Source organism: Endomicrobiales bacterium, from assembly GCA_023228045.1.
Taxonomy (GTDB): domain Bacteria; phylum Elusimicrobiota; class Endomicrobiia; order Endomicrobiales; family JALOBY01; genus JALOBY01.
Genome location: JALOBY010000002.1, coordinates 1 through 23,228, shown reverse-complemented (window position 1 = coordinate 23,228; position 23,228 = coordinate 1). Strand labels below are relative to the sequence as shown.

At 33.9% G+C, this 23,228-nt stretch carries 20 protein-coding genes; all 20 read right to left on the bottom strand.

Annotated features, from left to right (window positions below):
* Positions 1–44: 44 nt before the first annotated feature.
* Positions 45–1,652 carry a phosphoglucomutase/phosphomannomutase family protein gene (locus M0Q46_00700; GenBank protein MCK9582134.1) on the bottom strand — a complete coding sequence of 536 codons (1,608 nt, stop codon included), beginning with the start codon at positions 1,650–1,652 and terminating at the stop codon, positions 45–47.
* Positions 1,653–1,686: 34 nt separating this feature from the next.
* Positions 1,687–2,742 carry an NDP-sugar synthase gene (locus M0Q46_00695; GenBank protein MCK9582133.1) on the bottom strand — a complete coding sequence of 352 codons (1,056 nt, stop codon included), beginning with the start codon at positions 2,740–2,742 and terminating at the stop codon, positions 1,687–1,689.
* Between the two features lie 5 nt (positions 2,743–2,747).
* Positions 2,748–3,764, bottom strand: coding sequence for a GDP-mannose 4,6-dehydratase (gene gmd, locus M0Q46_00690; GenBank protein ID MCK9582132.1), 1,017 nt, complete (start codon positions 3,762–3,764; stop codon positions 2,748–2,750).
* Complete coding sequence (locus M0Q46_00685) at positions 3,757–4,131, bottom strand: hypothetical protein (protein MCK9582131.1); 375 nt, start codon at positions 4,129–4,131, stop codon at positions 3,757–3,759. The genes gmd and M0Q46_00685 overlap by 8 nt, the downstream gene beginning before the upstream one ends.
* Positions 4,132–4,318: 187 nt before the next feature.
* The gene (locus M0Q46_00680; protein ID MCK9582130.1) at positions 4,319–5,422 is read right to left on the bottom strand and encodes a glycosyltransferase; all 1,104 of its coding nucleotides are present in this window, start codon (positions 5,420–5,422) and stop codon (positions 4,319–4,321) included.
* Entirely contained in the window at positions 5,419–6,540 is a 1,122-nt protein-coding gene (locus M0Q46_00675) for a glycosyltransferase family 4 protein (GenBank protein ID MCK9582129.1), read from the bottom strand. The genes M0Q46_00680 and M0Q46_00675 overlap by 4 nt, the downstream gene beginning before the upstream one ends.
* Positions 6,524–7,798, bottom strand: coding sequence for an O-antigen ligase family protein (locus tag M0Q46_00670; protein ID MCK9582128.1), 1,275 nt, complete (start codon positions 7,796–7,798; stop codon positions 6,524–6,526). The genes M0Q46_00675 and M0Q46_00670 overlap by 17 nt, the downstream gene beginning before the upstream one ends.
* Positions 7,799–7,873: 75 nt before the next feature.
* The gene (locus tag M0Q46_00665; GenBank protein MCK9582127.1) at positions 7,874–8,989 is read right to left on the bottom strand and encodes a glycosyltransferase family 4 protein; all 1,116 of its coding nucleotides are present in this window, start codon (positions 8,987–8,989) and stop codon (positions 7,874–7,876) included.
* The gene (locus tag M0Q46_00660) at positions 8,989–9,870 is read right to left on the bottom strand and encodes a glycosyltransferase (GenBank protein MCK9582126.1); all 882 of its coding nucleotides are present in this window, start codon (positions 9,868–9,870) and stop codon (positions 8,989–8,991) included. Before M0Q46_00660 ends, M0Q46_00665 begins: the two co-directional genes overlap by 1 nt.
* Before the next feature lie 62 nt (positions 9,871–9,932).
* Positions 9,933–10,763, bottom strand: a complete 831-nt coding sequence (locus tag M0Q46_00655) for a methyltransferase domain-containing protein (GenBank protein MCK9582125.1) — start codon at positions 10,761–10,763, stop codon at positions 9,933–9,935.
* 36 nt (positions 10,764–10,799) lie between these two features.
* Positions 10,800–11,780 carry a hypothetical protein gene (locus M0Q46_00650; protein ID MCK9582124.1) on the bottom strand — a complete coding sequence of 327 codons (981 nt, stop codon included), beginning with the start codon at positions 11,778–11,780 and terminating at the stop codon, positions 10,800–10,802.
* Between the two features lie 77 nt (positions 11,781–11,857).
* The gene (locus M0Q46_00645; protein ID MCK9582123.1) at positions 11,858–12,760 is read right to left on the bottom strand and encodes a hypothetical protein; all 903 of its coding nucleotides are present in this window, start codon (positions 12,758–12,760) and stop codon (positions 11,858–11,860) included.
* 9 nt (positions 12,761–12,769) lie between these two features.
* A complete protein-coding gene (locus M0Q46_00640; protein MCK9582122.1) occupies positions 12,770–15,463 on the bottom strand; it encodes a hypothetical protein in 2,694 nt (897 codons plus the stop codon).
* Positions 15,464–15,536: 73 nt separating this feature from the next.
* Positions 15,537–16,382 (bottom strand): class I SAM-dependent methyltransferase, encoded by an 846-nt coding sequence (locus M0Q46_00635; GenBank protein ID MCK9582121.1) that lies wholly within the window; start codon positions 16,380–16,382, stop codon positions 15,537–15,539.
* A 167-nt stretch (positions 16,383–16,549) separates the two neighbouring features.
* Positions 16,550–17,602: a bifunctional glycosyltransferase family 2/GtrA family protein gene (locus M0Q46_00630; GenBank protein MCK9582120.1), complete on the bottom strand. Its 1,053-nt coding sequence runs from the start codon at positions 17,600–17,602 to the stop codon at positions 16,550–16,552.
* A gap of 31 nt (positions 17,603–17,633) precedes the next feature.
* Complete coding sequence (locus tag M0Q46_00625; GenBank protein MCK9582119.1) at positions 17,634–19,160, bottom strand: hypothetical protein; 1,527 nt, start codon at positions 19,158–19,160, stop codon at positions 17,634–17,636.
* Between the two features lie 15 nt (positions 19,161–19,175).
* The gene (locus M0Q46_00620) at positions 19,176–20,663 is read right to left on the bottom strand and encodes an oligosaccharide flippase family protein (GenBank protein ID MCK9582118.1); all 1,488 of its coding nucleotides are present in this window, start codon (positions 20,661–20,663) and stop codon (positions 19,176–19,178) included.
* A gap of 58 nt (positions 20,664–20,721) precedes the next feature.
* Entirely contained in the window at positions 20,722–21,825 is a 1,104-nt protein-coding gene (locus M0Q46_00615) for a GNAT family N-acetyltransferase (GenBank protein ID MCK9582117.1), read from the bottom strand.
* Between the two features lie 98 nt (positions 21,826–21,923).
* Entirely contained in the window at positions 21,924–22,883 is a 960-nt protein-coding gene (locus M0Q46_00610; protein ID MCK9582116.1) for a glycosyltransferase, read from the bottom strand.
* A gap of 1 nt (position 22,884) precedes the next feature.
* The coding region (locus M0Q46_00605) for a hypothetical protein (protein MCK9582115.1) at positions 22,885–23,228 on the bottom strand (344 nt) is incomplete at its 5' end.

The following is a 23,228-nucleotide window of genomic DNA, read 5'->3' as shown; positions in this document are numbered from 1 at the left end:
AGTGCTTCCCATTAAATAATGACCGATAAGGATTTATACAAAACTCAGGACGCTTTGTTTATTAATGATTTGATAAGCTGATTTCCCCATTTGATCATTGCCTTAGTTGACGATGAATTGTCTGATTCTGCGTATACTCGTATGACCGGCTCAGTGCCCGATGGCCGAAATAGTATCCAAGAGTCGTTCTCAAGCACAAATTCAACTCCATCAAAATCTTTTATTTCAGACACTTTAAAGCCAGAAATTGTTTTTGGAGCACATTCCCTTATACTTGAAACAAGTGTTTCCTTTTTAATGCCTGGATTAACAAAATCAGTACGCATATAACATGATGTCCCATATACTTTTTGCATTTCATCAATAAGCGCCGACAACGATTTCTTTGTAGTCGACAACATTTCCAAAATTACCAGTGAGTTTAGAATACCATCCCTCTCGGGAATGTAGTTCCCATAGCCATAGCCGCCACTCTCTTCGCCACCAATGAGCACTTCTTCGTTCATGATACGATCGGCTATATATTTAAATCCAATAGGCACTTCTTCAAATGGTAAGGAATAAGCCGCTGCTATGCGTTTGCTTAAATATCCAAGTGATAATGCCTGGACAACCTTACCTTTTAACCCCTTATATTTCGTCAAATAATATAAAATAAGCGGAAATATCTGATGAGGTGTCAGATAGTTGCCTTTATCATCAACAACGCCTATGCGATCGGCATCACCGTCCGTTGAAAGGCCGGCAGCGGCGGCGGATTGTTTTACTGCCAATTTGAGGTCGCCAAGATTATGTTCTATCGGCTCCGGATGAATACCTCCAAATAAAGGATCCGCATTACCGTGTATTTCAATGATGTTGATTTTAGAACTTCCAAGGAGCGATTGCATATATCCGATACCAGCTCCATATAAAGGATCAACAACAATTGTCATTGGTGTCTTTTTAATGAGAGAAAGATCAACCATTGATGTTAGTCGCTTAAGATATGGTTTAGTAAGATTAGCCATGGTATACGTTGTTTTGGAATTTTGCTGAGGATTAACCCGTGTTTTAATATCAGAAGACAAGTTTTTTTCAAAGATGTCTGTGACCGATTCAGGGGCTGAGCATCCTTGTGCCGTTTTGAATTTTATTCCGTTAAATGAGGCCGGATTATGACTTGCCGAGATCATAACACCCCCGAATGCACCCTTTGATACAACTGCCGAAGAGAGGGCTGGGGTTGACAGAACAGAGTTGCTTAAAATTACCGTACATCCTTCCGCTGAAAGCACCTCAGCTACAACACGAGCAAAATCTGCAGAAAGAAATCGAGTGTCATAACCGACAACTATCAAAGGAGATTTAACCCGAATTTTGCAATAGGATTCGGAATTCGTCAAAAGATACGGGACATTTTTTTCCGCAAAATCCTTGCCAATGGAATAACCATTATCTGCGGTTTTTGCGTCAAAACTGCCTCCGTCTCTTTCGTCTCGGTTCTCAAACCTATTGCAAAGTTCGGGTTTAATTTTTGAATAGGCATATTGCGCAATAGCACTTGCTACGCGACGCACATTATTAAAAGTGAACTGGTCGGCAATTATCGCGCGCCAACCATCAGTTCCAAAACGAATAGCATTAATTGATTTATTTTGAATAGTGTTCATAGGTAATTTAGTGTGATGCTAAAGCACATAAAGTTTATAGGCGGGAATATTTTCTAACAGTTGTTCTATCACCCAGTACTGTACCAGAACTCACTATTGAATTGGCTTCGACGAGACAATTTTTTCCAATAACAGATTGCTCAATCCTCACACCTTCGGCAATTCGTGTATTATCAAGAATTACAGAATCCCGAATATATGTTCCTTTGCCAACCGAAACATTATTACCTAAACACACATTTCCAACAAATGTTGTCGCGTCATCAATTTTTGAATTTGATCCGCAAACCAATATACCATCAATTTGAATATGTTCACCAGTTTTGCATTTATTTCCAATATAGAATTTTGCGGATTGTTGCTTTTCGTTAATAGGCACCTTGATTATGTGTGTCATTACATCGGCATGTGCCTGCAAATATTTATCTATTGCGCCAATATCCATCCAATAATATGCTTTGGAATATCCGAATACGCGTTTATTCTTTGCAAGCAATGTCGGGAACAATCCTCTTTCCACTGAATAGTTGATCCCTTCAGGTATTTGATTGATTGCTTCTTTTGACAACATATAGATACCTGCATTGATGGTGTTACAAGTTACTTCATCCCACGAAGGTTTTTCAAGAAAACGATTAATCTTTCCAAATTTATTTAATTCAATCAAGCCAAATGCGGTTGGATCCTTTACTCTGGCAAGAGCTATTGTAACACAGGCCTTATTTGCAAGATGGTAATGCATGAATTCTTTGAGATCAATATCCGTCAATATGTCGCCATTTAAGACCAACAAATTATCGTCAACTATGTGATTTGCATTACGAATTGCGCCTCCTGTTCCGAGAGGTTCTTTTTCATGTACATACTGGATTTTAACTCCCCATTTCTTCCCCGTACCAAAATATTCTTCAAATGCATTAGAAAGATATGATATACACAAAATAATATCAGTGATACCGTGTTTTTTCAGCAGCTCAAATTGATACTCAAGAAATGGTTTATTGACAATAGGTAATAGCGGTTTCGGGGTTGAGCAGGTTAATGGCCGAAGCCGTGTTCCAATTCCACCAATAAGAATAAGTGCTTTCATGTTAGCTATTTTACACCCCTACAATCATGCTCTATCATCATCTTAACCAACTCTGAAAACTTTGTTTTTGGTTTCCATCCAAGTTTTTGCTGTGCTTTTGTGGAATCACCAATGAGGATATCAACTTCTGCCGGACGGAAATATTCTGATGATATTTCTATTATCGTATCGCCAGTTTTCTTATTAATTCCTTTTTCCTTTACACCAGTACCCTTCCACTCAATGTCAATATCTGCATACTTAAATGCTATTTCCAAGAACTCCCTGACAGTGTGTGTTTCCCCAGTTGCAATTACATAATCGTCAGGCGTTTCTTGCTGTAGCATTAGCCACATTGCTTCAACATATTCTTTTGCAAATCCCCAATCTCTTTTTGAATCAATATTCCCAAGAACAATCTTTTCTTGTGAACCATTTAAAATCGCAGCAATACCAAGCGTTATTTTTTTTGTTACAAATTCCTGTCCGCGTAAAGGCGATTCATGATTGAAAAGAATTCCTGAACATGCATACATATCATACGATTCCCGATAATTGATAGTTATCCAATGTCCATACAATTTTGCAACTCCATAGGGGCTCCGTGGATAAAACGGCGTGCTTTCCTTTTGTGGTATTTCCTGAACCTTGCCAAACATTTCACTTGTAGATGCCTGATAAAAGCGTGCAGAGGGTGCTAGTGTTCTTATTGCCTCAAGTATGCGCAAAACTCCCAGTGCATCAATGTCTGAAGTTAATATTGGCTGATCAAATGATGACTGCACAAAACTTTGCGCCGCAAGATTATACACCTCATCTGGTTGTATTTTCTTTACTACCTGCATAATATTTGTCATCTCAAGTAAATCCATATACAGGATTTTGACATCATTTTCAATTCCAAGTTCTTTCATGCGCCAGTTTGTTGCCCCGCCACTCCTTCTATCAACTCCAAAAACCTCATATCCCTTTTCTAATAATAATTTGGATAAGTAGGCTCCATCCTGCCCCCTAATTCCCGTGATCATAGCTTTCTTAGCCATTTTTTTTCTCCCGATTATAGTCATCATGCAGTCGCACTACATCCTTCAGCTGAGGGGTTGAAACCTCAACTAAAATACACTTTTCTAACGCTTCCATTCTATGAATTGTTTTAGGCGGCAAATGAAATGCAACATTTTTTGAGATTATTGATTCTTTTAATGTTTTGCCATCGCTAATAACGAGTCGCAATTGCCCGCTTAAAAGCAGCAGTGTCTCATCTTTTACGCGATGATATTGAAGGCTTAATCTGTGCCCTTTGTTTATTACAAGAATCTTTGCAGCATAACGACTTGTATGTGCAAATAATTCTTCACTGCCCCATGGTTTTTTTGTAATTATAGGCCGCTGCAATTTACACTTTATCATAATATATTTTACCTTAAATAATAACTATTTTATTGTATAACATTTTATATTATTATGAAAGTGACCGTATAGCCCTTCATTCTGCATTTGCCTGATTTTTGCAAATCTTATATGCACTTACATTTGAAAGGGTATTAAGATAATCAGTAAATATATAACATATTGAATCATAAATGTTTTGTCTAAGCTAAGCCCTTTTCTTGAATTCTTCGTATTTCACATTAACATAATTGAAAATTGCTTTTTTAAATATCTCTTTATCATACTGAATAGCGTTAGCTCTAATTTGTGAACTATCAAAAGTGTTTTCCAATTTCAGAAATCTATTAATCGCATCAATCAGTGACTCAACTGATTGTGTATTAAAGAATATACCAGTGCGGCCGTCAATTACCGTTTCAAGAGCACCACCAGCCGCAAATGCAATAACCGGCCTCCCTGATGATTGAGCCTCAAGAGGTACAATTCCAAAATCTTCTTCACCTGGGAATATAATTGCACGACAATGAGCATAGTTATTCCGCAAAGATATCTCGTCAACTTTCCCTAGAAATTCAATATTATGCCCGGCTATCTGCTCTAAAGAATTTCTACAAGGGCCATCGCCAATTATTTTCAACTTCAATTTCAACTGGTTAAAGGCATTTACAACCAAATCAATCCGTTTGTATCCATTTAATCGAGAAACTACTAAAAAATAATCAGCAACATGTGATGACACAGAAAAGTCACGAGTATTTACTGGAGGATAAATTAGATCAGATTCACGCAAATAACATGCTTTTATGCGTTTTTGAATTTCACGCGAAATAGCTATAAAATAATCAACTTTCCTACTCGTTTTAACATCCCATGATTTTAGATATTTTAGAAAATATGGCAGGCATTTCTTTGCCAGTTTACCTATATTTTCCTTCCCAATATAATTTCCATAATTCCATGCAAAACGCATAGGTGTATAACAGTAGCAAACATGACAGGTTGAACTACTGGTTTTTACTCCTTTAGCAAAGGCACTTGAACTGCTTAGTACAACATCATATTGACTTAAATCAAATGTTTCAAATGCACTCGGATATAACAATAGATACTTTTTAAAATGCTTTAAAAAAGGCAGTTTTTGCATATATGAAGTTTTGATATTCATTGTTTTAAATATATCAGGAAGATTCCTTGGTACATAAATAGAAGTATATATTGGTGCATCGGGATATACTTCGTGCAAAGCTTCTACAACACGCTCGGCACCGCCATATTGGTTTAAAAAATCATGAACGATTGCAATTTTCACAACGAAACCTCTTCAGTGATATGTATAACATTCTTTGCGGCATCATCCCAATTAAAGTGCAATACCCGTTCTTTACCTTTCATAATCATTTTTTTACGCATATCAGCATTACACAATATATTATTAATGGCATCCGAAATTTGTTCAGTATTTTCAGGGTCAACATAGATTGCTGCGTCTCCACATACTTCTGGAAGAGATGAAGTATTAGACACAATTACTGGAGTTCCGCAACACATAGCCTCTAAGGGAGGCAAGCCAAAACCCTCATACAATGAAGGGTATATGAAAAGCTCCGACTCTTGATACAGTGACTTCAATTGATTATCATCAACATATCCAACATATACAATATTATTATTTTTATCATTGGTTAAAGCCTCGGGAGCAAAATTTGTATTCATTGCCCCAACAACTATAAGTGAATGTTCCATATCATTAAATTTACTTTTATACTTTTTAAATGCAGTAATTAGATTTTTGAGATTCTTTCTTGGATTAATTGAACCCGTAAACAACACAAACGGTTTTCGTATATGTAAATTAGCTAATACACTATCATTTTGTCCGTCATTGTTAGCATCAAATATACCACTCAGAGACGGATATACTACTTTGACCTTATCTTCACTGACCTTACAATATTTAACAATGTCATTTTTAGAGCTTTGTGATATGGTGATAATTGCATTCGCTCTTCGTGATATTATAGGTATTATGAATCTATAACAGATGCTAAAGCTTTTTGAAAACCATTTTGGATTGACCATAAATGATACATCACAGAGAAACAAGATGGTTTTGCTAAAGTTTATTATAGGCGCTGTATTGGTTGGATTAAACAGAACATCACATTTGTAGATAAGAACATATAATGGCAATACAAATTGTTCCCAGACATGTTTTAAAAAGCGATTTCCCCTTAATAATGAGCATTCAACACAAGTAACATTAGGAGATATTGCTATTGAACCAAGATATTCTTTTTTAGCCGTAAACACGATATATTCATTTTTGGAATCTTGCTTAACCAAATGCAGCAGCAGATCATAAGCAACCCTTTCAACGCCGGTTACATTAGATGCTGATAGAAATCGTGCGTTATAAGCTATTCTCATTGCGTTTTTCCATGACACCTATATTAATTGATGCAATTAACAGACCGATAAGAATCCAATGAAATGTAAGAGTGAATGTTGGAAATGCCATAAACACAATGAGCATGCTGATGAATGCAAAATACAGCCCTTTGACCAGAGGCATTAGTTTATGATCAATAATCTTTGACTGTTTTTTATACAAATATCGAATACTAAATAAATACGCTAAAAACAAAGCCAAACCAGTGAACCCCGTCTCGCATAATATTTCCGCGTAAATATTGTTTGCTATCCGTTTTTCACCTGTTCCCGCAACCATTCCGTCAAGTTTAAATCGATCATAATACAGGCCAAAATTTGTTGGGCCTACCCCAATGACTGGATATACTAACGCCATTTTTGTTGCTGTAACAATACATCCTAATCTATCACGCTTTGACATGCTCATTTGCACATCATTTGAAAATATTTTATTAATAACCATTGTTTTGCCAGCAGGAGTGGAAATGAAAATAATTCCAAAGAGTAATATTCCTATAAATAAAAACATCAACTTTATTTTGATTGAATGTTTTCTAACTCGTATGCTCCACAAATACGCACACATGAGCACAACGAAGACAACGATGTTTATGGTTGATGCCGAAATCAGCAAACCACTCACCATTATGATAAAATAATACCACTTAAGCTTTTTATATTGAAACAATGACGGAATGGTATTAGTGAAAAGAAATGGAAGTATCATCATCAGTGATGCATTCATATATCCGCCATAAAAGTTACCTTCCTTAAATGTTGCACACCTGATAAATTCCCCTATGCCTGGCAAGAAACCATACTGAACACTTAATGTTCCGGGCAATAGCCATGGATTAGAATGCATCGCAGATGTTATGAATAAATATATGGCGTATAGAGAAACAATAACACTCGCGCTGATCCACCACCTGATGACTCTTATCAACCGTTCTTTACTTCTAATATTAGCGATAAAGAATCCAAAAAGAAAACAGTTTAACAACACATATAACAGTTTCATCAGTACTGCATTAGTTAATGTATTTCTACCAAGCGCCCATATAGGCATAACTATGTCACTTGCCCTATATATGCCTACTATACCCGAGAATGCATACCATGCTATGAAGGCAATAAGTGGGTACATGTATATTGAATAACCTTCACTACGCAACAAAATGAATTTCTTACGCATTATCACAGAGATTAGTGCCATGAAACAAAGCAGTATGCCAACGATTTCATATATCTTCAAAGGAAATCCGATATTAATGACCAATGTGTTTGTAAATGGCAGTGTTAAAATGATTAAAAACATTAATATCATAAATTATTTCTCATTTTGTGTTAGTACTTGTAGCGTTAGTTTTGCGGACCTTTCCCAAGAGAATAATTTTGTTCTTTCTAAACCGCGAACTGATAGTTGAGTTCTTTTATTGCTATCATCTAATAACGCATTCATTTCGTACGCTAAGATTTTTTCATTATTCGTATCAATAGATATTCCTGCGTTACCAACAACTTCTGGGAGTGAAGATACATTAGATGTTATAACTGGACAGCCACATGACATTGCTTCCAAAACAGGAAGACCGAAACCTTCATACAAGGATGGGAATACAAATATTTCAGCACCCGAATAAAGTTTTGGCATATCATCGTCACGTATAAAACCCAAAAATATTATTTCATTAGAATTAAAGTTTAATTTTCTATATTCCGACAATAAATCACTTGTTTTCCAACCTCTACATCCAGCAATTACTAATTTTGAATCAATTCTGTGTTTATCTTTAAGTATTTTAAATGCTTTTATCAAAGATACTATGTTTTTCCTTGGTTCAACTGTCCCTACAGATAGAATATATTTTTCTGAAAATTGATATTTGTTATTAATATATTTTCTGGATTCATCTTTTCCATAAGGTTTAAAATTAGTATTTGCCGCACAAGGTGTTACATAAACTGGATTAGAATTTGGCACGAGTATTTTTAAATCATTTGCAGTATTTTCTGAGATGCAGAGTATAGCATTTGCGTTTATAATCGCTTTTTTTGCAAACAATCTATGAATAAATAAATTATACTTTGACATTGTTTGCGGATAATAATGCCAAACAAAGTCACACACTGTTACTACTTTTCTAATCTTAAGCCCTATTGGTAAAACTTGCTGAGCCCCCCAAAAAACATCAATCTTATCTCGTATCATTTGCGAACGGCCAGATGTATTCAACCACAGCGTACCTAATTTGGCAATGATTCCAGTTCCGATGCGCTTTGTCCAACGAGGATTAACGAATGGCAGGACGATTTCTCTATTTGAGTATAGGAAGAACTCATTATCTGTATCTAACTTTTCAATACATCTAAGGATGTTAATAAGATAGGTACCGATGCCTGTGCGTTGATTTGAAAGAACTCGTGCATCAATACCAATTCTCATTAATATGTACCTTTTTTGCGATATGATAGAAACCCATGAATTGTTCCTTCAAAGACAGCTCTATAATGAAATCGGCTATTCTTTAACTCTATACTATGAGGAACAATAATGTATTGAACCATTCGCACAGCACTTCTTAACAATATATTTGCAACCATATAAATATAGTACATGCAATGCCAAGGATCATTGAATATTTGTTTTGCAAACATTGCTCCAATTGCAAATGAATATTTGAACACTTTTTCTTTCTGTGTTACATTCTCTATTGAATGCATAAAAATCAACTCTGGTATATACAATACTTTTTCCTTATTTCTTAATATTCTAAAGAATAGATCGGTTTCCTCGGCGGCAGGATATTGTGCGCCTGCTCCAAACATTTCATCATATCCACCAAGGCGAGTAAGTAAATTTTTAGAAAGGATGTGTGAGCTTCCCATGAATAATCTATAGTCCGACATCCTTAGCTGCATATTCCTATTTGGTGAAAAATGGCCTGTAAAGTTTTTCTTGCTTTTTGGATCAATTATTTTACCACAGTAAGCATTCGCATGTGTTGATTCAATTACACTCTTTAGCACTTTAATAAACCCATGGTCAATGACTGCATCATCATCTATAAATACGAGATAGTCTCCAGTAGATTTACTTATCGCGTAATTTCTTGACAGCGCAAGCCCTTTGGTTTCAATTGTTAAAAATTGTGTATTTGGGTGATTTGCTATCAGCTCGAGAGTTGGCCTAGTTCCATTTTGATAAACAACAATAGTATCAGTTGTAACACCCGGACAGACCATTACCGAATGATCAATCGATTTAAGACACTCCTCCAATTTCTTATCCCTATTCATCGTTGCAACAATGAATGATATTTTCATAATATTCTAACTCACTATTTTATTTTAGATTATTTTGAGTTTAAAGTAACAATTTGTAATGCTCAATTCACAGAAATTTTCGCACTGGAATTCTTTCTTAATATCCAATATAGACCATAAGATAAATATCTATTTACAGGCCAAACTAAATTTGCAATTTTCATTATCCAGTTGATAGCAACTATCGGTAATAGTTTCAATAATGGCATCGTAAAGCGATTGACTAATGATGAGCCAATATATCCACTTTCAATGATTGTTGAGTTTAACGGTTTAATGGATTTCATGTCCGAGATTTCAAATAGAAATAGATGGTCACACCCATCTGGGCCATACTGTTTATTAACGAGTGATTGCCTATCCTTTACTTTGCTAAACTTTTGTATATCATTAAAGATTTTGTTAGCGTTAGGTGTAGTAACAATGAGCGATCCTCCTTCACGCAAAAGGTTCATCGCATCAGCAAGTATGTTTTCCGGAAAAGCACAATGTTCAATAAGTTCGCCTAATATCACGACATCAAATGTGCCTTGTGGATACACAGTGCCGATTTTTTCAACATTTTCATTCAACCATACTATTTTACCGTGCTCATATTTCAATTTTGAATATTCAAGATATGTTTCCCTCAAATCAACTGCGTACACAGAGTAACCCATTTCAGCCAATAATAGACTTAGATTGCCCTGGGCACAACCAATATCAACTACTTTTGTATTTTCCGGGTTATGAAAAACTTTTGTTACAAAACCAACCATTTTGTCAATCCGGTATCTATAATGAATTCGAGATAAAGCATATACATCGGGATTATCAATCTCATTTCTATCAAATTCAGATATGTGAAAATATTTACTATTATTATCAATTTCAAGTGAAAACGCTGATTTCATAAACCTCGTCTTAATTATAAACTATTTCAAATGTTACTAATGGAGGCAATCTGATTTAAGATGTTTGATATTGTACAATTTTTCAAAATGCTTTACATTCTTAGGCATACTTTCAGTACTCAATATGGAATCTATTGTGCTATATATGCTTTGCATGCCAGTTGAACAATAAAAATACCTATCAAACGAGTGTTTTGCATAATTACTATCCATTAAGGCGCTGGTTAAATAGATCGTTGGCCGTTTCAAATAGACGCTTCTAAGCATGGCAGAATTAAATATGCCCGCGCAGACAACAAGATCGCTTATAGATAGCAATTCATCCAAATCGTACTTCGGCATGGATACGATTCTCGCCGTATTTTGCTTATCGCCCTTTGTTAGAATGTATTCACCATAATTGTAGTTTGTATATAAATGCGTGTTATGATATTTCTCTGTTAACAGACCTAAGAGATTATAATAATCATAGCGAGGGTGCGGTTTTATCATAATTTCCATATCTTTACGGTTGAGATAATTCAACAGCATTTCTATAGCGTCAAAGTTCCTTTTTATATCTATTTTATCGCTTAAAGGTGAGCCGGAAGCGCTGAGCAACAGCACTTTTTTAGTATCTTTGCAAAGCCCATATTTCTCTAAAATTGAATCTCTTGTCGTTTCATGTGTAATTGTTTCATTTGTAGGTGAAGTTTCCAGTACCATATCACGATTGCATACATGGATATTATTGTTCTTAATGCCTCCAGCATTAAGAATGTCGTATTCTATCATGTTCCTGACAAAGAAACGCACTTTCTCGTTATTTATCACCCCTTTATAGCGTTTGAAATCAAATACCGTGTTAATTGAACCATGATACATAACATCAATATTCCTAATATTTTGCTGTGTTTCTAATGATATTTTCTCAAGAAAATATCCGTATCCGGCCGTCTGGCCTCCTTCATAACTTATTATGTCTGTTTTGTTTTCAAACGACCGCACGACTGAAAGCAACCCATCATACATTTTCATTTCCAGATATAGGCTTAGTATGTACTCAATTACTTCATGCAGTTTTGGATTTGATATTATGTTTGCTATCTTACTTTTTATACCTGTAGTAATTTGATTTTTGAAGGTGGATATATTTTTTTACGCGAAAACGGAAGCATTGTTTGAAGTAAAAGAAATTGAGGAAAAGCCAGAGGTATAATTATTCTGCGATATCCAATGCTTTCTTTCAGCCAATTATGGAAATAAACATATCTGCTTGTATATAATAACAATGCACTATTATCGGAACCTTTCTTTAATTTGCCGTATTCGTCTAAATATTTTAGATTGATCTCGTTGCCTACAAGCACATAGACATTTGTGTCCTTTTTAAAGAAGCTAAATATCTGTATATAAATACGCGCCAACAATTGAATTCCATTCAGTATTAAAGCCGATAAAATACGATAAATCGATGCCGGAAAATAAAAACAGGTTTTAATAAATTCTTTTAATTTCTCTTTTTTCGGCATTAATATTTCGTGAATATTATTTTTTACAATATCAGTATGCAACCGTTCTACTATGGTCGCAATTAATGAATGGATGTTTTGATGATCATAACCAATATTATATCGTAAGGTGCGGTTACCGGTATATCGGAATACTAAAATCCCTTCAGAATGGATATTACGAGATACATTTTCAACAGCTTCTTTCATATAACAAAAGAAACGGAGCGCGTCTTTGATTATATTCTCATAGGAGTAAAGTAAACAATAAATATCCCTGGGAATGTTTTTCCCTTCTTCAATAAAATCAAATTTATCCGCTTCTATCGTGTCGCCAATAAATACATATTGTGTACTTGGGAGGCAGGTTTTTAGTTTGAAGTAGTAAAACACCTCTATTGTGATGCATACAAAAAAGACATCTTCAATTCTGTATTGTTTTAGAAGTTCGTAGTATTCTTCTATATTGGATATATAACAAGTGAACTTGTACTTCATTTCATTCATACTAAATTCTCACACTTTATTAATAAAGTTATCTATTACCTTATAAAACGGCCTATTAACAGGGAAAATAAATACTGCTATAGACATTATCAATAATATTAATATGACGGTCATATGGCCTGTTGTGTTTTCGTCTTTTTGGCCTACAAAATTATAAATATTCCAGTTTATGTCTTTGTTCAAAAGTTCAATAGTTATTTTTGTTGGTTTGACCGCTTTCCCTAAATCCATTGTGATTATATATCGTTTTATAGGAAATAGCACACTTCCCGTGCCGTTTCCATAACGATCATATTGTGTTGCAATAAAAGGTATATTTTTATCGTTGTGCTGCGCGTAAGAGCTGACATCCGGCCGATGCAATGCCCATTCAGCGACATCATTTCCGATACGGACATCTTTTGAAAATGTCTGGCCTTCTTTTGTAGTTATTTCCATGCGTCCAATGACAGTTCCATTCGGTATTTCCGCTGAATTTACTGTATTTGATATTAATTTCAATTTACGCACACTGATAAACCTATCGATTGCAACAGTTTTTTTCATTTCTCCCGATTGAAGGATTACATTATTGCCTGTTACTGTTTTCCCCACAAGCATGACATCTGCTTTAGTATCCATCAATAGAAATATGGTGTCTGTCATCAAACATGCTGCACAACAAAGTATAATTATTTTTAATGCATATTTTCTGAGAAATTCAATAAAAATAGTTCTTTTGGCAATAGTTATTGCTATCAGGGCAGTGGCAACTGTTATGCCTATTAGCATAATTCCGTTTGAGACCCATATCCTAACAGCTGAATAGTACAATGATGTAAAATAATTCCTGTTCAATTCTTTGATAAAGTAAGGATACATTCCGAAAATAAAAGTATTAAAACCCTGCAAACCGTCTTCTATAAATGTATTGTAAGGTCCTCTATACAAAGCCAGGTATGCCATAAATGCGATTAATAGATACTCTACGCGCAAATATCGTAATATAAACTTATCTTTCAATTTGGACAATATTATTTTTTTGTCAGCAAAATCTATTAGAGACGCAAGCCCCATAACAAAAATAGGCGCGCATTCTGAAAAATACCGCGAACCAAATGAAGTCCAAACCGCTTTTCCGTAAAGGAAATTGAAACAGGAAAGCGTATAACTGAGAATCACAAATGGAACGATAAGAAGAAAACCCAGAAAAGGATATTTAATTACCATAAAAATGAATCCTATACAGGCAATCAATGCCATCGGGGTTACCATAAAAAGTCCTTTTTTATGGAAAAAGAGTGTAAGCAGATCGGGTCTGCTCCATGTATATGGTAATCCTCCTTCACCACTACCACCCAAATTCGGAAGAAAACCTCCACCTGATATTATGTGTTTAATACTTATATGCTGAGGAGAATAAGCTATAAGAAATACAACTACTATGCATAATGCTTTTAAAATAGTAGCTTTCATCACTTTTGCATCAGACACAGCTGTTCCTTTAATAATAAAATACAGCATTTCTATTAGCGATAATGACAGGAAAATAACATTGGAAGGCCGCACTGTGAGCATAGCACCGGCTACAAGTGTTAGTAACAACGATTGTTTTAAAGTTTTGCTTCCGAAATTTCTAATGCTCATTATTAAATACATGGTAACAAAGAACAGTGAAATGGTATGGGAAAATGCGAAATCAAAAAACATGTAAAAAGTGGCAGTTGTAAAAAATAGTATCCCCAATACCGCGAGAAAAGACGCCTTTCTAGTAAAATATTGTTTAGTGAACCTATACATTTGCCAAAAGGCAGCAAAACCAAATGCGGAATAACCAAGCGAAACAAAGAAACGGTACGGAAAAGTATAACCGTTCAATTCTATCGGCAAACCTATTATGCGCATAAACCGAGTGGCAATGTCGCCAATCACAAAAAATGGCACACCGACAAGAGAAGAACCTATGTAAGCGCCACCTAATGAGTTGTAGCCGGTTTTTGTAATTGACAAAGGCATGAAATGTTCTAATGGATTAAAATATATCCTTTCATTGAATAAATTGAGATTTCTATCCATAACTATTGAACGCAAGAATCCGTAAAACTGCAAGCCGTCGCTGTTAACTCCGTTTGCAAGAAGTAGTACACAGGATGCCGCAAAAATAAATAGCAATGATATTTCGTAGCCATCAAATCTGTGTTCATCAACTACAACAAGTATCCTTTTTACTGCAAGAAATAAAAATGCGGTAATCGCCAGATAGAAAAATAAATGAGCACAAAAATTAATATGCACGGTATTTCCAAATAAAGTATAGGTTGCCCCATCTTTCAGAAATATCCCGTGAACTAGAAGAAGTGGAAGAAAGAGAAGAAAAGAAAGGAAAGGAATTGTCGCATTTACATACATATTTTTATCTTTTGCCCCAAAATATGTTAACAATGAAAATAGGCATAACCAGCCTAAAGCTATAATCGGAAAAACAATGCAAAATACTTTGATAAATAATTTAACCGGTTTGAGTTCAAGATAATTGATATTACCGGTTATGTCCCAATCAACACGGTTCAAAGAACGATCCTTGGTAACTATATCATTGTAACTTGCCATATCATACTGGTTTCTTACAATAACACTTGAGAGATATTGAGCTACAATACCCGAAATTATGAATATAAATAAAAAAACAACAATAGTTCGTTTAAACCACCCAATATTTTTCATTTACTATTCCCTTTTGTTGTTAGACTATTTCAAAATATATGGCTATTTCTGCCCGCATATCCATTTAATTATTTTATTGTGTTTTTTTGCAAACTACAACTCCATATTTAAGCCAATATGGCTGTAAAGGCGGGATACTTCTATCCAATGTTTCAATATTTTTGAACTTATGCAAATAATTCCATGAAAATCTAAAATAATTATTATAAACCAGATAATGGTAGTTTTCAATTAAATAATTTGCCTCAAGCCACTGTTCAAAAAAAAGGAAATGTGAGTTTCCCAAGGAAAATATATTATTGAAGGCAATATCTATATAATCATGCAGCTGCTCTAATACTGCGGCGGTGTAAACTAAATCATATTTTTCATGAACTATTTCCTTGAAGGATTCTTTATCCAGAATATTTCCCTTTATACATTTGGCATTTCGTATTTTCCCAATTTTAAATGCTTCTTCATATTCTTGCGGTGGTGTCTCAATAAATTTATTTGCAATTCTTACGCCGCTTTCTGCAGGCTCAATTCCCGTGAACTTTACATTTGGAAACAGAGGGGCAAGCATAAGAATGTTCGATCCCGAACCAGAACCAACTTCAAGAATATTTTTAAAATTGTTCCGGGATATTTCTTCTGACAATATTTTTACAATGCAAGCTCTTTTATAAGCAAAGGGCGTAATAGGAGGGACTAAAGCTACATCATTACAGGAGTATTTTTGAATCTTAAAATAATCTCCTCTTTCCCAAAATTTTTCATAGTGGTCATCATAACCCCAGTCAGATTTAAAGATATTTTCTGGTTTTGATTTAAAAAGAAACCGATACAATAATTTTAGAGTGATTTTAAAACGGTATTTTATTTGCTTGAGGTTATATAACACTTCTTCTTTAAGATTACTCCGGTTTGAACTATCCACTTTGCCTCCAATTATGATTTATTTTTAAGTTATTAAATACTTTATTAAATTAAAGATTATTATTAATCTCATTAGCTTACCCTATTCCTGGTCTTATAGGGAATTTAAATAAAAAACCTTTTGTTTCTCGTCAAAATATCTTTTTATTGTTCATGTATAATATTCTTTCATTTTTTACGGAATATATATATTTTCTGAATTGCAAACGAAAAAACAAACAGCATAGTTTCAGTAAATATTTTTGCCATGTATATATTAACTTGCAAAGTGTTGGATAAATATTTAATTGATTCGTATGATACAAGCATAAGTGTTATAGCTAATAATGAATATTTGGCTACTTCCTTATATATATTGCCTTTTGAATAGAAAACATAACTTTTTGTCATTCGAAAATTAATAGTTGCCGATATTAATCTACTACATATTATGCTTATCAAAATATTCCCAATTATATATTGGAATAAAACAAACATTATTGTATCAATAATTGAAGCTGCAAATGATGATATTAAAAATCTAAAAAGTACATAATATATTTTAAGTGAATCAAGCAATGGGTTAAAATGAGAAGACGCATTATTGTTCTCATATTTTGTTTCTATGTTAACTTCTGTCAATATCACTTTTCTCTTACAAGCGTAGATAAGCATGTCCATTTCATAATCGTACCCGCTGCTTTTTATCGCTACAAGATCATTGAGCATGCTTTTTGGAATACCTCTAAGCCCTGTCTGAGTATCCGACACCTTTTTTGAAGTAATCAACCAAAATATTATTTTCGTAATTTCATTTCCTATTTTGCTGCGAAAAGGAATATTTTGGTTGAACTGTCTTACCCCCAGAAACAAGCTCTCCTGCCCATTCTCTAAAGTGTAAGCCATCTTAACAGCATCTTCAGGGGTGTGCTGTCCGTCAGCATCCAATGTCACGACACCGCGCGATGCGGTGTATGTATTCAAAATGTACCTGAAAGCTGTTTTAAGTGCTTCTCCTTTCCCTAGGTTTTCTTTGTGGTGCAATACAACTGCTTCTTTTCCCTTTTCTATATCATTAATGAACGATGCCGCGCATTGTGGTGAGCCATCGTCAACTATGACTATCTTTGAAGCACACAACTGCCTGAGACGCCTCACTATTTCGTTTAGTGCTGCGCCAGGTTTATATGCAGGTATGACAAATACAACATTTTCTATTCCGTTCGTTTTAGGTTCATTCATTGAGGTGTATAATCTATATTAACAAATTTGCTTAAATAGTATATTTAATAAACATTTCTTTTAATTGTTCTTTTTTTATAAGTTTTAAAAATGAGAATAATGATCCAGAAACATTATCAATATTATCTTTTGTTGCAAGATTATGCCCATTAAAGTATGGATTTACATATCCCTTGTAGAGGCTTTTAACATATGCCGCAGTAATTCGTAAGGAGTTCTCATCATTGCGTGTATTTCTCATATTTTCAGTATGTTCAATGTTCTTAAATATTCCTGGCAAATCATAGAAGTTATTAACTTTATGAACATTATTCAAAAAATCATAATACGTGTTCCCAAATATCACCACGGGTTTGTTTAATATTGCGGCCTCAAACCCTGAAGTACCTGTTATCGTAATGACTCCTGATGCCTTAGCGATTAATTCCTTGCTTGAGATTGATGGATCAATTAATCTGACATTTGGATAATATTTGAACCTTTCAAAGAATTGTTTCCCCCTCATTCCTGAAGCTGTTGAATGATCCTTTATATACAATTTGTAAGATTGAGGTATCGTAACAGCAAGTGTTTCTAGAATATATTCTTGGTTAACATATAGCGACGACTGTGCTGAAGTGCTTGCCTCTGGCTGGAAATGAACAAAATATATAAAGAATTTTTCTCCTGATACAGGAGAAGTTATAACACTTCTCAAGTATTTTCTACCACGTGGCATTTTCCAATGCCGTTGAACTAATAATTGTAGTACATTAGGCACTGAAGAATAAGTGAGTGCTTTTCTATTAAACAAATAAGACCAATAGAATTTAATTATTCCGCAACCAATTTTCTTAATAGCATTAAATTTCAGTGCATCAACAACTTTTATGATAAAAGTTCTATTGCTTTTGTACTTTTTCTCTATCTCCATATAACCAGGAGATGACATTTTATTGTACAGTATCTTTTGAGCCAACTCTTCTCCAATGGAATATTCACTTTTGTCAATTTTCCTATATTCTTCTTTAAATATCGGGTTTGCAGCACTTCGTCCTACAGAGAAATAGAATGAGTTATCAAGATATGCGGTTACAAGGCTTACGCAAGGAATATTACATTTCTTGGCTAAATTTTGGCATATAATTGAAAATGCTGAGTTAATAACCTCAAAGAATATATAATTAGGCCTGTCAGTTTCAAAAATCTTTTTGAACAATAAATAATAACAATAGCTTGATCTTTGATAAAATTGTAAATTTCGATCTTTGTGATAATACACTCCTTCGGACATCTTTACAATGAACAGTTCTGAGAAATTGAGTAATAGGAGTGTTTCACCAAGTTCATCTTCCATTTTTGACAACTCATCATCAGTGGGGTTGCCAGAATAATTGTTCAGTTCTTTTTCAATACAATAGATTTTAATATTCGTATCTATAATTGTCCTTAAAGCCTCATAAGCAACAATCGTTGGTGTAATACAGACAAAATCATAAATATTTTGCAGATTACTAATTACACCACTGTACAACGAAACATATTCAATTCTTACATACAGCAATATCCGTTCTTTCATCGCCTCATATCCTTTTTATGATATTTTTAATTTGCCAGGTAAAAACACTTTTAGTAAATATTGAATGTCTTCTTTAGTTATTTCTCTAATGAGCCATAATGTTCCTGAATATAGCAGTGCAAACAATACGAACCTTATTGTGAGACCTGTAATTTCATTTATACTTGCGCCCAATGGTACTATACTAATTAAGAAGCCGGAAATCATTGCAACTGCTATGTGAAACAAAAATCTCCAGTACACTACAATCTTCATTCTTTTATATAAATATATTCCATTAAACGAGATTGACATTATATATATAATTAACGATTTTACTGCTGGGGCAACGCTCTTCAGTCCAAACATTTTTATTCCCATTATGTGCTCAGGTATAAGAACTATGTTTAGAAGAATACCAACAACATATAGGATTATTGCAAATATTGATAATACTTTAAGGCGTTCAGCTGCCATTGTTATTGTGTCCATTGTTCTTGAAACGCTCATTAGTATTACTTGAATCATAAACACTCTAATAATTGGAACAATAGGAACATATTCATTGCTCATGAATAAACGCACAAATTCATTAGCATAAAAGAAAACAAATATTGATAGAAGCGTAACCATAAGAGATACATACTTTGTTGCTTTATTTGATGTCATCTGGATTGTATTAAAATCTTTGCGCGATGCCGATTCAGAAAATGAAGCATACAGGATTGTCATAATTGATCCAGAAGGCAATAGCAACAACATATTGAATTTTTGGGCAGCTGCGAAATATCCAGCTTCAACATCAGAAATAAAGTTTTTTACAAATATCGTATCAAGTTTATCGTACAATGTACCAAGAATTGTAATTGGCAAAAGCGGTATAACAAATTTAATATAATCTTTGCCAATGGCTTTATCATAGGAAAAGTTAAATAATGATATTTCGTTCTTCAAAAAGCACCATGCGACAAATACTCCTATTATTGATTTGAAAAACAGTGCAAAACAGAGCACATTTAGGCTATGACTTGGATATATAAATAGTATTGTATATATAAGGCTAGACAAAGCTACTACAAAACCCATCAACTGCGATTTTTTTACTTCACGACCCGCGAGCAGGATAACACTCAATACCGTCATATATGCATCTGCAATATACGACACCATTAGTATTGAGAGTACGACAATCTCACGCGTATCGCCGATTGTATGATTCCACTGCTTGTAAATAACATATACAATAAATGATACAACAGATAAACAAATAAGAATGTTCTTAAGAAACATATATGTTGAATAATGTTTTTGTATTGATTCCTTTTCAGCAATGCGTTTAAAAAATACATTTTGAAATTGCATATCACTGAAAATAAAGAATAAGGCACAGGTTGAAAATGCATAACCATACAAACCATAATCCGCAGGATTAATTACCGTAAATATAAGTTTATTTGTTATTATACTTACTGCTATAATTAATATCTGTGATATGAACATTAGCACTGACTTACGCGCATTCATCGTTATTATTCCTAATTATACACATATAGTTAAATTAAATTATCTTAGAACCAATAATTTATACATTCTCGTCATGAAAATGCATCAAGCAGTATTCATTTACAAGTGCCAATTTCACATTCTTAAAATATTCTTCAGAATAAAATTGCTCTCCCCTGAAAAATGGGTATGTCTCATTTGCAAAACCGGATTTGAAAATTGAAATACTCAAATCTTTTCTGCTGGGCATATCCTGCGATATCATTACATACGCGTTAAGTCCAAGATCATAGTAGCCGAAACCATTTTGTTTGAGATATTTAATGATCTCCCACTGGATTAGGTGGCCAAGGCCGCGCATTCTATCAATTGATGGATCCATTGCCGCTGAACCATAATACGCTTTGCACTGACTTGTTATTACAAATGCAGCACCAACAAAAGGTCCATTACAGTTAATTTTAACTAAGGCAAGAATAGCATACCCTGATTTAATCCATTGATACATTATATCCCAGCTTTCATCGCGCCTTGTTTTCTTTCCAGCTGCAGTAAAATGCATGCTCTTATATGTAAGGAATGCTTCATCAGTAATATTGTTTTTATCAAACATTGAAACAGCATATCCTTGTTTCTCGGCAAATTTTATATCTGCCTTATGCCCCTTTCTAATATTTCTTAGAAGCTCATCTTCATTAAAATTCAAGTTAATTACACTTGTAGAAATTGATGTATCAATAAAATCAAAATATATCAGAGGATTTATCTTATACTGTGACTGAAGTATCTTGTCGGATAATGGTTCAACAAAATACCTTGCGTACACAACATTGTGTTCCGTTGCCAATTGATTGATATGCTCAAATATAAACTTTAGGATCTGTTTTGCATTATCCGTGCTCAAAGAAGTGCCTAAACAGGGGTATGGTGTATTAGTATCGGTAAAAGCAAATTCTAACAGCTCTGGTTTCCCGTATATTGACTGAATGATAAGAGGCACAACAGCGACAAGAACCTTGTTCTGATAAACTAGGAAAGAAAAATTTTTACTCTTATCGTCAAATCTGCAATTCATAATATAATCAATAAAATGCGTTGTGTGCCTAAACCAAGCATTTGGGTTAGAAGCACAGAAATTATTCCATGTATCATTAAGTTCAGATGTAAGTTTTATTATTTCCATATTTCTCCTTTTTCTGGATGCTTGTTTATATAAAATTTCTGAAACAGTTCATTTTTGTACAAATTGAACAAATATTCTGTACTGCAAATACTTCATATTTACAATGTAGAATCTAAGTATTTTTGAATTACAGGTTTGTTTTTAATGCTGTACGAGTAAATGCCAAGCACTTTAGTTATTGTTCCGCGTAAATAATAGAACAACACCCTGGTTTTTATGACAAAACTTGTTTTTGAAAACAAAAAATTAATTATCCCCGTTTTTTTAAAATCTAACTCATAAAGCTTATACCACAATAAAAGTAAGTTTCTTTTGTTTTCTATGTTTATATTTATTCTTTCTGTACTTTCAACATCGGTATGTTTTTCTAATATGAGTTTCAACTTATCTATATCTTTGTCTAAGTTATAATCCGAGAAGTTTTTTAGATGCATTCTGTATAGTATTAACGGTTCGGCAATTACATATATAGAATTTTCTAAGCTTTTGGCTATATGCAGCCAAAAGTCATAGTCCTCAGCACCGCAAATATTGGCATTTTCATTTATGTATCCAATAGTAGTGATTACATCTTTTTTAAATAACACAGTTGAGTTATAAATTAGGTTGTTTTGTAGTAAAATTTTAATATTTAGAGTTATGTCATTGGTTTGTCTACTCATCAATTTAACTAATTTATTATCTTTGAACGATATAGCGTTAGATGAGACCAACTGTAGATTATTGTATTGTTTGAATATTGCCATTTGCTTTTCAAGTTTATAGGGCAGCCATAAATCATCATCGTCACAAAATGCTATAAACTTTCCTATGGCGTTGTGCATCCCAAAATTTCGGTTCACAGCAATTACACCGTTATTTGGATTTCTAAAGTATTTAATACGCTTATCAGGTATATTTCTTACATATTCTTCTGTGCCGTCCGTTGACATATTGTCAACGATTATTAACTCAAAATTACTATATGTTTGCGCAAAAATTGAGTTGAGGCATTGCCTTAACATATCTTTGCGGTTAAATGTTGGTACTATAACTGATATAAATGGGTTTTCTGTCATTTTAGTTTGAGTCCTCTTGTATGAACCATTTTTTGCAGTTAAGCAATGTTGAATCAACTTCAGTGTTTATATCACCTGTTAGTTTAAAGCCAGTAGCTTTAAGTTTATCTATAACATAATTTAGTGTCGTGCCAGTATTTGCACCTGCGCTTGGTCTTAAAATTTGTAATTGTTGTTTTAAAACCACTTCTGCCCTATTTGTTATTATTTGTGCAATTTCAAATATGCTTTTTGAATTTTCCCCGCCAAGGTTAAATATGCCATCTAAAAGTTTAGATGGTTCTATTGAAATAATATGTTCAACGGCTTTGGCAACATCTGATAGGCAAATGAAATCGCGCAATT